The following is a 13,461-nucleotide window of genomic DNA, read 5'->3' on the forward strand; positions in this document are numbered from 1 at the left end:
CCTCGCACGACATGATGCCCCAAGACCAAGGACTCCTATCGACGCTGTGCCGGTGCCGAACCCTTGATTGACCAGGCGAAGAAGATCCCGATCGTGGTCAGCACAGCTCCAATCAGGAACGCAACGTGAGCACCCGAGAACAGGGCTTCCGCGGTTCCGGAGCCAGCTCCGATTCTCGACGTCGAGACAACAGACATCACCGTGACGAAGATGGTGGTGCCGATAGCGCCGGCTAGTTGCTGTCCGGTGTTGAAAATGGCTGAACCGTGGCCGAAGAGCCGTGGTTCCAGCGTAGCCATGGCTGAGGACATCAACCCGGTCATCAGCAAGGCCAAGCCGATGGAGAAGACGATGTGGGTAATCATGAACATCCACAATTCGGTCTCGGCGCTGATCGTCGTATACAGCCACTGGCCCGCGGCGAGCATGATGGCGCCGGGGATCAGGACCGGGCGAGGGCCGTGCTTGTCGTAGACGCGCCCGAAAATTGGCGAGACGATCGCCTGGGCCACTCCGCCAGGAAGCAGCATCATGCCGATCTTCAATGAATCAATGCCCTTGCCCGATTCCAGCAAGAGCGGAACGATCATCAACGACCCCAGCATGGTTCCAAAAGCGATCATGATCATGATGATCGAGAAGGTGAATCCACGTGCGCTGAACGCGGAGAGGTTGAGCAGCTCGCGGCCTTGGCCGGTCAGCGACAACTGGCGCTTGATGAAAATCGCCAGCGATACCAGGCCAATGGCAAAGCTGATAATGGTCAATGCCGGGTTGGTCGAGGCGTGCTCGATGCTGGAAATGCCGTACACCAGGAAGCCGAAAGCCAGCGCCGAGAGTGCAACCGACGCGGCATCCACACGGATACTGCGCGCGCTGGATGGGACCTTGAAGAAAATGATGCCCAGCACCAGGACCACCGCCGCGATAGGGAGCATCATCGCAAAGATGTAGTGCCATCCCAAGGCATGCACTACGGCACCTGAAACGGTGGGGCCGATGGCCGGTCCCACGCCAATGACGATGGAGTTCAAGCCCATGATGGTGCCGCGCTTGTGGACTGGCACCAGCGTGAGCGTCGTGGTCATGAGCAGTGGAAGGATGATGGCGGTTCCCAGAGCCTGAATGATGCGAGCCAGGAGCAGGAAGACGAAGCTCGGCGCAATCACCGCGATGACCGTGCCCACCAGGAAGCTGATGATGGCGAACATGAAGAGCGAACGGTGGTTGAAGCGCTGCAGCAAAAATCCGGTGGTTGGGATGACGACCGACATGGTCAGCAAGAAGCCGGTGGTGAGCCACTGGCCGGTCGCCGCGGTGATGCTCATATCGGCCATGATTCCCGGCAGTGCCACGGTCAGCACTGTTTCGTTCAGGATCATCATGAAGGCTGCCAAGGCTAGCGCCGCAATGATTCCGGTGAGCTGCTTGGTGCTGAGCGCCGCTTGAGGCGCAGGTGGTGGTGAAGCATGGACCTCTGTTTTTGTGGGTTCTGACGTCACTTTTCCTCTTTCTTGGAGTTCTCGACTGTCAAATAGTGGCATAGAGTGACACAATTTCGTAAGAGAAACTGTCAGAGTGTGACAGGAAACTACTTTCCTTCCCGCTTATGAGACGATCGCTAGAAGCTACAGCTATGGAGGACTGCATGGGGATACGGGATCAGCGCAAGGCAGAGACCTCGCGCAAGATTCAAGCGGCTGCTTTGGATCTTGTTGAAGAGCTCGGGCTGGAGTCCACCACCGTGGCGCGCATTGCGCAGCGCGTTGGCATTTCTGATCGAACGTTCTTCCGTTATTTCGATTCCAAGGAATCGGCCATTGTTCCTGGTCAGGGTGAGCTGGCCGCGGCCCTGACAGGTCTCGAATTTCCCCAGGGCGCTGCGCCCTCGGAGGTATTCCAGGTTCTATTGCAGGGGTGCAGGGAGCATTTGCATGCAGAGGTTGAGCAGCATGAGTACCGCCGGGTGACCAGGCTGATGTTCTCTGATCCCAAGCTCCTGTTGATCGCCACTAGCAGGGAACAGGAGCTCGTCGTAGAGCTGGGCCGGTCGCTGGCTGAGCGTGGGGTCGTTTCGCAGATTCAGGCGTCATTGATCGCCGAGATGGTCGCGTCAACCTGGCGTGTTGCCTGGAAGTGCTTCACCCAGGCCGAAAGGGCTGGCAGTGCTGCTGCGCCTTCGGAATACTTCGAGCAGGCGGTTCATGAGATGGTGCAGATTTCCTCTATCGGCACCCCGGGACCCTGAGCAGCATGTAAAACGAGATTGAGTTATGGCAGATTAACTTAAATGTGACAAACTGCTCCCACGCTATTCATCCCGGCATTTCGGGGAAAAATTGGGGTTCCCAAGAACTATTCGCATGCCGTGGAAGTGTGGTGCAGAGCAAAATCGGGTAGATTTGGAACGTTGAGTTCAGGGCGGTTAACCCCGCTTCCGCACGACGTTCAGGGAGACGCCACACCTATGGCCAAGATTATCTACACCCACACCGACGAAGCGCCAATGCTGGCGACCCACTCGTTCCTGCCAATCGTGGAGGCCTTCGCGTCGACCGCAGGCGTGGAGCTCGAGACCCGCGACATCTCGCTCGCAGGCCGCATCATCGCTACCTTCCCGGACTATGTCACCGAAGAGCAGCGCATTTCCGATGCCCTGGCCGAACTTGGCGATCTGGCCAAGACCCCAGAAGCGAACATCATCAAGCTGCCAAACATCTCGGCATCCATCCCGCAGCTCAAGGCCGCCATCGCCGAGCTGCAGGCTGCCGGCTATGCACTGCCTGACTACCCGGACAACCCATCTTCGGATGAAGAGACCGACGTCCGCGCACGCTACGACAAGATCAAGGGCTCCGCCGTGAACCCGGTCCTGCGCGAAGGCAACTCCGACCGCCGCGCGCCGCTGAGCGTTAAGAACTACGCTCGCAAGTACCCGCACTCCATGGGCGAGTGGGCAGCCGATTCGAAGACCAACGTCGCCACCATGGGCGTTGACGACTTCGCTTCGAACGAGAAGTCCGTGGTCATCGATGCAGACAAGAAGATCTCTATCCGCTTCGTTGGCGAAGATGGCGAAGTCAAGGTCCTGAAGAAGCCATTCGACGTGCTCAAGGACGAAGTCATCGACGGCACCGTCATGCATGCCGCTGCCCTCTCGGGGTTCCTGAAGAACGCCGTAGCCCGCGCCAAGGAAGAGGGCGTGCTGTTCTCGGCCCACCTGAAGGCCACCATGATGAAGGTCTCCGACCCGATCATCTTCGGCCACGTGGTCAAGGCCTACTTCTCCGAGCTGTTCGAGACCTACGGCGACGAGCTGGCAGCAGCTGGCCTGAACCCGAACAACGGCCTGGCAGCCATCCTCGGCGGCCTGGACGAACTCTCCGACGAGGTTCGCGCCGGCGTCGAGAAGCTGATCGCCAAGGGCCTGGAAGAAGGCCCGGCAGTGGCCATGGTCGATTCCGACAAGGGCATCACCAACCTGCACGTCCCATCGGATGTCATCGTTGATGCTTCCATGCCGGCAATGATCCGCCTGGGCGGCAAGATGTGGGATGCCAAGGGCGATACCGCAGACACCCTGGCCGTCCTGCCGGATTCCTCCTACGCAGGCATCTACCAGGTGGTCATCGATGACTGCCGTGCCAACGGAGCCTACGACCCGACCACCATGGGCACCGTGCCAAACGTCGGCCTGATGGCCCAGAAGGCCGAGGAATACGGTTCCCACGACAAGACCTTCGAACTGGCTGCCAACGGCCACGTGCAGATCGTCGACGAGAACGACACCGTGCTCATCGAGCACCAGGTCTTCGCCGGTGACATCTGGCGTGCCTGCCAGACCAAGGACGTTGCCATCCGCGACTGGGTCAAGCTGGCAGTGAACCGCTCTCGTGCCTCCCAGACCCCTGCCGTGTTCTGGCTGGACGAGAAGCGCGCCCACGACGCCGTGCTGATCACCAAGGTCAACGAATACCTGAAGGAACACGACACCGATGGCCTGACCATCGAGATCCTGTCCCCGGTCGAGGCGACCCAGTACTCCATCGACCGCATCCGCAAGGGCGAGGACACCATCTCGGTGACCGGCAACGTGCTGCGCGACTACCTGACCGACCTGTTCCCGATCCTGGAACTGGGCACCTCGGCCAAGATGCTCTCGATTGTTCCACTGCTGGCTGGCGGCGGCCTGTTCGAGACCGGTGCCGGCGGCTCGGCTCCGAAGCACGTGCAGCAGCTGGTGAACGAAAACCACCTGCGCTGGGATTCGCTGGGCGAGTTCATGGCCCTGGGTGCTTCCTTCGAGCACCTGGCTGTGAACAACGACAACGCCCGCGCCCAGGTCCTGGCTGACACCCTGGATGCCGCCACCGGCACCTTCCTGCTGGAAGACAAGTCGCCTAAGCGCAAGGTGGGCGAACTGGATAACCGTGGCAGCCACTTCTACCTGGCCAAGTTCTGGGCAGAGGAATTGGCCAAGCAGGATAAGGATGCTCAGCTGGCCGAGGCCTTCTCCGCAGTGGCCAAGGCACTGGGCGAGAACGAGGAAACCATTGTTTCCGAGCTCGCCGAGGTCCAGGGCCAGGCCGTGGATATCGCTGGCTACTACCGTCCAGACGAAGCCAAGACCACCGCAGTAATGCGCCCAAGCGCAACCCTGAACAAGGCTCTGGAACTGCTGACCAAGTAGTCCTTACAGCTAAGCCACTGGCCCCAATCCATTTGAGGATTGGGGCCAGTGCTTTAGATTCTGGAATTGTTGCCCAAAGTAGATGTCAAGACTGCGCGAACGTGGCGGTGACGCCCGGCTGCGAATTTCTAGATGCTCGTTCCAGGAATGCGGAAACTACAAGCTGGTCTTGTTCAGGGTTCCTTACGATTTTTCCTTTGCGATGCTTGAAATCTCGATAGTCGATGATGACCAGATTGATACCGTGCTTGGGAACTTCTTGGGCCTTTCTGGCATCGTAGATTTTCCTTTGCTCTCCACGGAATATTCCTGTAGCCGTGATCTTTGAGTCGAAAAAAGGAACAGGTTCCGAATGCTGCTTTTCGTGGTATTCGACGATCAGCTGGTGTTCTTCCCAATAACCATCTACCGGCAGCTTTGACTGCTTGCCTGACTTCTTGGTTGGGTCGCCGAGGAGCCACGGGAACGTCTTCTGTTGTTCGTACTGCGATCCGAGATATTGGGCGCACAACATGAGCACGTAGTGTTCGTCCCGTTTCGGGAATTCTGCCTGTTCAACGCTCGTAGGAGTGTAAGCAGGCGGATGGCTGATTCTTCTCTTGCTTCCCCAACCAATTTCCCAACCATCTGTATCGTCAAAGTAGTCCGCGTAGGCTACTGGCAGATCAGCAAGGGTGTTTACCTGGGAAGCCAGCTGCGCGTACCAGTGAACGTATTCCCCGTTTCCTGTTTGGCTCAAGGCGGTTCGTTGCAGCGACGGCATGCCTTCAAGTATTGCTTCAGCAACACTCACGTGACTGACGTCTTCGGGGAACTGAAAGTGGTTGTTGAAGATGTTTCGGTCGGCAGTTGAATAGAGGCAGGACTCTTTGGCCATATATGGCCCGCCATAGGGTTCGGATTTGTCCCATTCATTGACGTTGAAAATGACAATTCGCCATGCCGAGCCCGACGCGTTGATGCCGGGCAAGATCCTTACACCCGCATATCCGAGACGATGCAGAAGCCGAACGGCCTCAATTATTCTGATGGGTAGTAGTGATTCCATAATTCTGGTTGGAACTCCTTGCCGTGATGCCGGTTTTCAAGGTACATATTCTCACGAACAATGGACAATTTGAGCTGCAGATATATTCGTGAATACGAGATACTGGATATCCGAAGCGGATTTATGCTGAGCGGACCATCCGAAGAAAGTAACTATTTGATTAAGCAATGCATTATTTAACGCGCGGGAAACCAATTTATGGGATGTTGTCAGTATTATCGTGCTCAAGTCTTTCGGTAATGCAAGGAGGAATGATGTCTGCCCATTTCCCGGGGTCTCAAATCTCCATTGTTCTCGAGCCTGATGGCGTGCGGAGGTTTGCCGCGGCAGAACGACAGGCGCATCCGGCCCGCATCCTCGCTGTTGTCGATCGCGTGCCCTATACCCGTGATCCCTCGGGAGCGAAGCATGCCTACGTGCCTTTTTCGGCCGCTGTGGTGCTCGATGGGCATTTGGCCCAACGCAGCGAACGGGGCCTGCATTTCGACTTCGCGGTAACTCTGTGCGACGCCAAACACCGTCCCGTGATTACGCTCTCCGGGGCATGCAGAAGCGGTGACTTGGGGCCAGCTATTCTTGATTCAATCGCCCAATTCGCTGGTACGAGTCGAATCTCCAGTCCGGCGTCCATAGATCTTCTGGCTTCAAATCGAGATGGTTTAGGGCTGGCTGAATTGTCGAGCAATCCCGTATTTTGCGTGAACCCGACGTGGCTTTTCGGAATCAATCTAGAAGAAGCCATGAAGGCCAACCAGAATGCATTGGCGCCACGCGTCGAGGCCTATCGTTCGCTCGCATCTGTCGTTGCCTATACGGATGGTTCGTTGCCGCATCACGGGCGAGACCGCGGGGCAGGCGCCATGGTGACCATGCAGGGTCATTGGGCATCTCAGATTTCTCCGAAGAGTTTCGCGCGTAGTCCGATAATGGCCGAGGCGACTGGCGCATTATTAGCTTTGCATTACACTCCTGTTGATTCCGACCTTGTCATTTTCAGCGACAGCCGAGCCTTGGTGAACTCCATAAACGACATCGTGCGTGGGAGGCCGTATTCCAGGCAGGCGCATCATGTGGCGATCGACGTGGCCATGGCACGACGCCGAGGAAGCACCCGGGCAGTCTGGGTGCGAGGGCACAATGGAAATTGCTATAACGAGGCCGCGGATCGGCTGGCGGTGCTCATGGCACGCCATTTCAATGCCGGGATTGATCCAGCCCAGACTCATTCGCTGATGCAAAAGATCATTGAGGAAGTGCTTGCGGAGCCCGCGCTGGCCGTTTGATGTGTCGTTCTTTGGGCCAAGATCCTAAATGTCTACAGTCCGCGACCTGCTTCCCAGAGGTTGTCGGCGGTGCCGGTCAGCAAGGCGTTGAGCGATACGGCCTGCGCATCGGTGAACGAAGCAATGTAATCCACGATGGCCCGTGACTGGCCCAGGCGCTGCACCTCGTCCGGTCCGGCCTGGCGGAACAGCTCAGGGGACAGATCGCGCAGGTTCCTGTATTCCTCGGTGGCGGCTTCGACCGAATCGAGCAACCGGCGCGGGGCGCGTCCGGCATCATCGGGATCATTGAGCCAGTTGTGGAACCCTTCGGCCAGCGAGCGGATGATCCGGGTCTGCCCGCGCTGGTACACGGCCAAGTCCGGGCGCTCTAGCACGAAACGCGCGTGGACGAATTTCAGCACGATGACATCATGCCAGGCCTCATCGCCCAAGCGGACGTGGCCACTGCGTACGGTGGGGGTCTGCTCTACGGTCACCGAGGTCTGGAGCCGCTCGATCCACCGGCGGGTGAATGCGGTGACCGCGCGATCCGCTTCCAGTCCGCCGTCGTAGGGGACTGCCAGCAGCCCGTCGACCAGGTCATGGCCCATCCGTTCCACGGACTCCCGGAATGCCTGCGCATCGGCGATCCATGGATCCTTGGCCAGTGCCCGCCGCCAGGTCTGTTCCAAGGCGTGCCCAGGGCGTCGGGCATCGATGTCGGCTTGCTTCAGCTGTGCCAGAGCCTGGGAATGCTCCAGCCAGGCGCGCAATTCCGCCGAAACGCTGGTGTACTGGAGCACCCCGGCGCGGTAGAAGTCGTCCAAGTCGTGCACCGCATAGGCAATGTCATCGGCGATGTCCATGACCGAGCTCTCGAGGGTCTGCTGGTGCTGGCCGATGTTGGGGAACACCGAGAGCACATCGGCCATCTCGTGGGCATCGACATCGTAGGCCGAATACTTCAATGCCCCTGCCGCCGGGTCGGTCCCCACGCCGCGGGGCAGCATCTCCGGGGCCAGTGGGGCCAGAGCGCGCCATTCATTGCGGGTCCATGGGTATTTCAGGACGGCGGCGCGCACCGCGCGGGTGAGGTTCATGCCGCGGGCGGTGGCATCACAGCTGTCCAGCGCGGTGAGGATCCGGAAGGTCTGGGCGTTGCCCTCGAATCCGTCGGGCAGGTTCAGCGTTCCCCGGGCCACGCGGTCCAGCTCCAGCTCGCCGAGATGGCCGAAAGGCGGGTGTCCTAGGTCGTGGGCCGCCGCGGCGGCCTGCACGACCACCGGATCGCAGCCACCTAAGTAATCGACAAGTCGCCTAGTTGATTCATCGGCGTTACGCAGCCGGATGGCGATGGAGCGGGCTACCGCCGAGACCTTCAGCGAGTGGGTCAGCCGGTTGTGCACCAGGGTGCCGGAGCCTGCCTGCGGGATCACCTGGGTGACCGAGGACAAGCGGGAGAAATAGGGGGAGAAGCGGATGCGCTCGATATCGATGCGGAATTCGTCCTCATCGTTCAGGCTCGGCTCGGCAATGGCGCGTTCTCGCCCGCCGCTTTGGTGTGTCTTTGCCCTGTATTCCATGGTAGAAACCAGCCTAGGGGATCAACGGCCCAGCGCCGCGTCAATTGATGATTTGGTTGTCGAGTTCTTCACCGTGTGCCAAGGCGATGACCTGGTTGACTGCCAGCTCGGAGACCAACGAGATGAACTGTCCAGTGTCTCCGGCCATGTGCGGGGTGATGATGCAATTCGGTGCGCTCCATAGTGCGTGGTCTGCCGGCAACGGCTCAGGATCGGTGACATCCAAAGCCGCATGCAGCCTGCCGGATTGCAGCTCGGGCAACAGGGCTTCGGTGTCGACGATGGGCCCGCGCCCCACATTGACCAGCAGCGCTCCGTCCTTCATTGCCGAGAGGAATTCGGCATCGATAAGCTGCTCGGTTTCCCGGGTATGCGGCAGGGCAACAATCACCACATCGGCAGTTGGAAGAAAAGCCCGGAGCCGCTCGAGAGAATAAATGGGGTAGCCCTGCTCATGGACTCGTTCCGTGCGGGCAAACGATGATAGCTCAGCAGGTTTGAAGGGCAGCAACCGCGAGCGGATTTCGCTGCCGACTCCACCAGCACCGAGAAGCAACACCTTGGACCCATGCAACGAGCTGGTCCACGTCCTGGTCCACTGCCGTTCGCGCTGCTGCCGTCCGACCTGCGGCAGCTGGCGCAGGGATGCCAGGACCAGGGCGAGGCAGTGTTCTGCAGTGGCGTCTTCCACGGCGCCCTTGGAATTGGTCAATGACACTTGTTCAGGAAGGTGTTCCAGAACCCACTCGTATCCGATGGAGAGCAGGTGGACATGCTTCAGCCCCTTGATTCGTGAGACTCTTGAACGTAGTTGAGGGTTGCTCGGACGTTCGGTAACCAGCACGTCGGCATCAGGCGCATCTTGGGTGTCATTGTCGATGTGCCAGAGGATTGGTTCGATTCCCGGAAGCTGCAGTTGGTCGACGAGATCCTGCCAGGGGAGCAATACACGTAATGCCATAAAACGAATGTCCTTTCGGGTGCTATGACTATTGTGTCCGTTGACTGGTAGCGATGAAAAATCTGGTGACTGGCCCATTGCTCAGCATCAGTTATTCCAGATTGCAGATCAAATAACTATTAGGCTGAACCCATGACTCACAAAGGGATAGTCGGAACCACCGCGCTAATGGCCCTTGGCTGTACGGTGTTTGTCCTTGGTCTCGCCGCGCTATTCTTCGACCCGCTGGTCGGCGCGCTGTTGGCGCTCGCCGGCGCGGTACTGGTCAGCGGTGGTGTGATCACCGAGGCGTTGAACAGGACGCGGGAGGCGTCCGCCGTACTGCAAAACAGCAGCGAAGAAGAAATTCCTGCAATCGATTCGTAGAAGACCGCCGAGCTCTACCGTCTCCGAGGCGGCGGCTACTTCAGATGCAAGTGGAAGGCTGGCAAATCTCTGACAAGAAGTCACTTAATTACGACGTTGTGGCCAACGGGATCTGCAGTAGCCTTGTGGCTGGGGCAGCGAACGTCGCTTCCCCTAGATTGGTCCCAGGGCAATATCATCGAGAACCAAGGAATGGAATAGTCAGGCTTCTTAGAGAACCGTATTGGCATAGGTATGGTGATTACCTAAGGGCATCAATAATGCTGAGCGGTACCGGTGGGAAGAGATCAGGGGCTGTCAACCGTTCAGCCAGGACAAACATGAATTTAGAATCTACATCGAACTCGTTAAATTCGAATCCTGCCTCAGCCCAGAACGAAGAGAGTTTTTCGACAGCCTTCCGGCGTGTGACTGTGTCCAGCCGATTCGCGTAGAACGGAGAAGGATCCAGTACGGCGACGGCCTCTGGAGCAAGATCAGTAAGAGCTCGGACCGCATTGATAACAAGGTACAGTCCAAGCTTTTGCCCACGGATACTGTCATCAAGGGTTACAGAGGGAATGTAGACCATACCTACACCGTTGGTCATTTCAACTATTGAGGCAGCGAAGTTCGCAGCCGCTAGAGTTTCAACCGAGACTTCATCTGCGCAATTGAGAAAAGAAGCTGCGGAATGCCCATAGGGAACCACTAATAATTGAGCATGCCCCATTGACTTTATGCGTCCTCGGGTTTCATGGAACAAGACGAGGTGAGCGGTGTGTCCTCTAGCCCCGACTTCATAACCTGAAGGTGCCTCAGTGCTCAACTCGATTGTCCAGTAATAATCCTCTGAATCAACCTGATCATTTTTCATAGGATCATCATGGCATCGTTCTCCGACTATTGAGCTCCATATGGGAACTTCAAGCCAGAGTGCGTTGACAGCTATGAACGATGTCGGCGCGGTGGTGCCTTTTTGCTACGCACAATCGCAATCCGTTGCTGGTTTTCTCGTCGTCAACCGTTCAGGTACTCCAGATAACGACTTTTTTCGGGGAACATTGAGTAGTCATAATCCATGGAAACTATCACCATGGCTCTTTGGACTGAGCCCGAGAAAGAGTAATTCCAGTCGTGAGAAACGTGCCCTGCCCAAAGCCTGATCTCATCATAGTGCGCCAAGGATAGCTCCGTCCGCATGACTATCCGTTACGGAACCGGAGCGCAAAAGGATTTCGTACTATTCTGCAGGTTTCTCTATGAAGCCAGCTCCACACTGATTCTTCGAAGCATCGCGTATGACAATTTCTGTGGCATCGGTCGTCGTCGGTGATTCGCGGTCACGAAACCTAATAAGTGGCCAGCCCGTCGATAGAATGAAGCAAATCGCTCATGTCGCTCGTTTATCAGGAGAATTGCTCGTCTTGTCTGTCCTCTCAAGCTTTGTCTGGAGCGTTGCCGACACGCTTCGCGGACCCTACTCGGAGGCCGAGTACGGCTCGGTCATCCTTCCATTCACCGTGCTGCGCCGCTTGGAGTGCGTCATGGAGCCACACCGCGAAGCCATGGCTGAGATCGTCGAGAAATACGACGGCGAGCAGCAGCGCCGGACTCACCTGAAGATCCACACTCGCAGCCAGGACAACGCGGGACTGTCCTTCTGGACGACCAGCGACTACACACTCAAGAAGGCGCTGCAGGACCCGGACAACCTAGCTGCCAATCTCATCGACTACGTCGGCGGCTTCTCTGCGAACCTGGACGTGTTCAAGTCTTTCGACTTCGAGAACGTCATCCGTACGCTCGACACGCGCGACCGGCTGGCCCAGGCGGTCCGCCACTTCGAGAAGATCGATATGTCCCCGGAGACCGTGTCGAATGCCGACATGGGAGATCTGTTCGAGAACCTCATCTACCGTTTCGCCGAGTCCGCCAACGACGGCGCAGGTCAGTTCTACACGCCTCGCGACGTGGTGCGCCTGTTGGTCGATCTGATCTATGACGAGGACACCAACGCACTGCGCGAGCGCGGCACCGTGCGGTCGATCTATGATCCGACGGTAGGCACCGGCGGTATGCTCACGGTCGCTGACGAGCACCTGCATGAACTCAACCCAGGTGCTTCCACGGCGCTGTTCGGCCAGGAGATCAATCCCCGCACCTACGCCATTTGCAAGGCTGACCTGCTCATCAAGGGCCAGGATCCGACCAACGTCCGCCAGGGCGACACACTCGTTGTGGACCGCTTCAAGGACCTGCGCTTCGACTATGTGCTATCTAACCCACCCTTCGGCACTGACTGGAAGGCAGTCGAGTCGGATGTAAAGAACGAGCATGTGCGTGGGGGACAGGGCCGCTTCGCGCCGGGGCTGCCCGCCGTCGGTGATGCAGCCATGTTGTTCCTGCTCCACGTCGCGTCAAAGATGCGTGATGTGGACGAGACCGGTCGCGGCGGCAAGGCTGGTATCGTGCTGAACGGCTCGCCGCTGTTTAACGGCGGTGCGGGGTCGGGCCCGTCGGAGATCCGCGGCCACATGCTGGAGAACGACCTCGTCGAAGCGATCGTCGCATTACCGAACGATATGTTCTACAACACCGGCATCGCCACTTACCTGTGGATCCTGACTAACGCCAAGCCCGTCGAACGCAAGGGAAAGATCCAACTTATCGACGCTTCCGGACTGGGCACGAGGTTACGCAAATCCATCGGCTCCAAACGCCTCGAGATCTCAGACGAGAACCGTGATCGCATTGTGAACGCCTTTGCCGGTTTGCAAAACGAGGACGACGAAGTGAAAGTGCCGGTGAAGGAATTCTCCAACCGTGACTTCGCCTACTGGACTGTCACCGTTGAACGTCCGCTCCAGTTGCGCTTCCAGTGCACGCCGGAGACGATCAGCGCCGTGGCCGAGCACAAGAAGCTTGGACGGGTAGACGGACTTGTAGAAGCGCTTGAGGCGTTCGGCGACGAGGCATATATGAACCGCGAGAAGTTCAACAATGCGATCGGCAAGCACCTCGATGACCATGGTGTCAGCCTCTCGACGGCTCTTCGCAAGGCTCTGTGGCAGACGACCGGCGTCCACGATGTGATGGCCGAGTACTGCCGCGTCGCCACTGGCAAGAACAAGGGCGAGATCGAGCCCGACCCTGCACTTCGCGATTCTGAGAACGTGCCGTTCGGTTGGGACGGCCAACCGAAGACGCACGAAGCCTTGAAGGAGACCGTCCAAGCGTACTTCGATGCCGAGGTGAAGCCCCACGTCGAGGATGCCTGGATCGACTGGAACAAGACCAAGACGGGCTACGAGATTCCGTTCACGCGATACTTCTACACCTATGAGCCGCCCCGCCCGTTGGCGGAGATTGACTCCGACTTAGAACGGGTCGCCGGTGAGATCATGGAGCTGCTGCGTGAGGTCGAGTCGTGATGCGCTTCGGACACGCCGTTGACAGGATTGACGAACGGATTCCTGGGATCGTTCTTCCTTTGATGTCAGTGTCGCAATCGCGAGGAGTCATCCGACGGAGTGAGCTGACGGACAAACCACACAGAGCAGATTCTC

Annotated in this window: 10 protein-coding genes; 5 read left to right on the forward strand and 5 right to left on the reverse strand. The window is 58.1% G+C overall.

Annotation, left to right across the window (positions count from 1 at the left end; translation table 11 throughout):
• Positions 1–35: 35 nt before the first annotated feature.
• Positions 36–1,502, reverse strand: a complete 1,467-nt coding sequence (locus OF385_RS03265) for a DHA2 family efflux MFS transporter permease subunit (protein WP_264276962.1) — start codon at positions 1,500–1,502, stop codon at positions 36–38.
• Positions 1,503–1,648: 146 nt separating this feature from the next.
• On the opposite strand from OF385_RS03265, the gene OF385_RS03270 reads away from it, so the two are divergent.
• Both OF385_RS03270 and OF385_RS03275 read left to right on the forward strand, forming a co-directional pair.
• Entirely contained in the window at positions 1,649–2,248 is a 600-nt protein-coding gene (locus OF385_RS03270; RefSeq protein ID WP_264276963.1) for a TetR/AcrR family transcriptional regulator, read from the forward strand.
• A gap of 219 nt (positions 2,249–2,467) precedes the next feature.
• The gene (locus OF385_RS03275; RefSeq protein ID WP_264276964.1) at positions 2,468–4,690 is read left to right on the forward strand and encodes an NADP-dependent isocitrate dehydrogenase; all 2,223 of its coding nucleotides are present in this window, start codon (positions 2,468–2,470) and stop codon (positions 4,688–4,690) included.
• Positions 4,691–4,775: 85 nt separating this feature from the next.
• On the opposite strand, the gene OF385_RS03280 is transcribed toward OF385_RS03275, so the two are convergent.
• On the reverse strand, positions 4,776–5,738 hold the full coding sequence (locus tag OF385_RS03280) for a hypothetical protein (protein WP_264276965.1): 963 nt from the start codon (positions 5,736–5,738) through the stop codon (positions 4,776–4,778).
• A 251-nt stretch (positions 5,739–5,989) separates the two neighbouring features.
• On the opposite strand from OF385_RS03280, the gene OF385_RS03285 reads away from it, so the two are divergent.
• Positions 5,990–7,021 (forward strand): RNase H family protein, encoded by a 1,032-nt coding sequence (locus OF385_RS03285; protein WP_264276966.1) that lies wholly within the window; start codon positions 5,990–5,992, stop codon positions 7,019–7,021.
• Positions 7,022–7,053: 32 nt separating this feature from the next.
• Here OF385_RS03285 and OF385_RS03290 read toward each other — a convergent pair whose 3' ends face one another.
• Both OF385_RS03290 and OF385_RS03295 read right to left on the reverse strand, forming a co-directional pair.
• A complete protein-coding gene (locus OF385_RS03290; protein ID WP_264276967.1) occupies positions 7,054–8,586 on the reverse strand; it encodes a deoxyguanosinetriphosphate triphosphohydrolase family protein in 1,533 nt (510 codons plus the stop codon).
• Between the two features lie 40 nt (positions 8,587–8,626).
• Positions 8,627–9,625 (reverse strand): 2-hydroxyacid dehydrogenase, encoded by a 999-nt coding sequence (locus OF385_RS03295; protein WP_413468077.1) that lies wholly within the window; start codon positions 9,623–9,625, stop codon positions 8,627–8,629.
• Between the two features lie 54 nt (positions 9,626–9,679).
• Between OF385_RS03295 and OF385_RS03300 the strand changes: the two genes are divergently transcribed.
• Positions 9,680–9,913: a hypothetical protein gene (locus OF385_RS03300; RefSeq protein ID WP_264276969.1), complete on the forward strand. Its 234-nt coding sequence runs from the start codon at positions 9,680–9,682 to the stop codon at positions 9,911–9,913.
• Positions 9,914–10,154: 241 nt separating this feature from the next.
• Here OF385_RS03300 and OF385_RS03305 read toward each other — a convergent pair whose 3' ends face one another.
• Positions 10,155–10,769: a hypothetical protein gene (locus OF385_RS03305; RefSeq protein ID WP_264276970.1), complete on the reverse strand. Its 615-nt coding sequence runs from the start codon at positions 10,767–10,769 to the stop codon at positions 10,155–10,157.
• A 502-nt stretch (positions 10,770–11,271) separates the two neighbouring features.
• On the opposite strand from OF385_RS03305, the gene OF385_RS03310 reads away from it, so the two are divergent.
• Positions 11,272–13,326, forward strand: coding sequence for a type I restriction-modification system subunit M (locus OF385_RS03310; protein WP_264276971.1), 2,055 nt, complete (start codon positions 11,272–11,274; stop codon positions 13,324–13,326).
• Positions 13,327–13,461 lie beyond the last annotated feature (135 nt).

Origin of the sequence: Glutamicibacter sp. JL.03c, assembly GCF_025854375.1 — a bacterium.
Lineage (GTDB): Bacteria > Actinomycetota > Actinomycetes > Actinomycetales > Micrococcaceae > Glutamicibacter.

What these genes read in the sequence shown, in the direction of transcription:
- OF385_RS03270 (WP_264276963.1), top strand. Translation starts at nt 1,649, where the DNA reads ATGGGGATACGGGATCAGCGCAAGGCAGAGACCTCGCGCAAGATTCAA.
- OF385_RS03275 (WP_264276964.1), top strand. Translation starts at nt 2,468, where the DNA reads ATGGCCAAGATTATCTACACCCACACCGACGAAGCGCCAATGCTGGCG.
- OF385_RS03280 (WP_264276965.1), bottom strand. Translation starts at nt 5,738, where the DNA reads ATGGAATCACTACTACCCATCAGAATAATTGAGGCCGTTCGGCTTCTG.
- OF385_RS03285 (WP_264276966.1), top strand. Translation starts at nt 5,990, where the DNA reads ATGATGTCTGCCCATTTCCCGGGGTCTCAAATCTCCATTGTTCTCGAG.
- OF385_RS03290 (WP_264276967.1), bottom strand. Translation starts at nt 8,586, where the DNA reads ATGGAATACAGGGCAAAGACACACCAAAGCGGCGGGCGAGAACGCGCC.
- OF385_RS03295 (WP_413468077.1), bottom strand. Translation starts at nt 9,625, where the DNA reads ATGGGCCAGTCACCAGATTTTTCATCGCTACCAGTCAACGGACACAAT.
- OF385_RS03300 (WP_264276969.1), top strand. Translation starts at nt 9,680, where the DNA reads ATGACTCACAAAGGGATAGTCGGAACCACCGCGCTAATGGCCCTTGGC.
- OF385_RS03305 (WP_264276970.1), bottom strand. Translation starts at nt 10,769, where the DNA reads ATGAAAAATGATCAGGTTGATTCAGAGGATTATTACTGGACAATCGAG.
- OF385_RS03310 (WP_264276971.1), top strand. Translation starts at nt 11,272, where the DNA reads ATGAAGCAAATCGCTCATGTCGCTCGTTTATCAGGAGAATTGCTCGTC.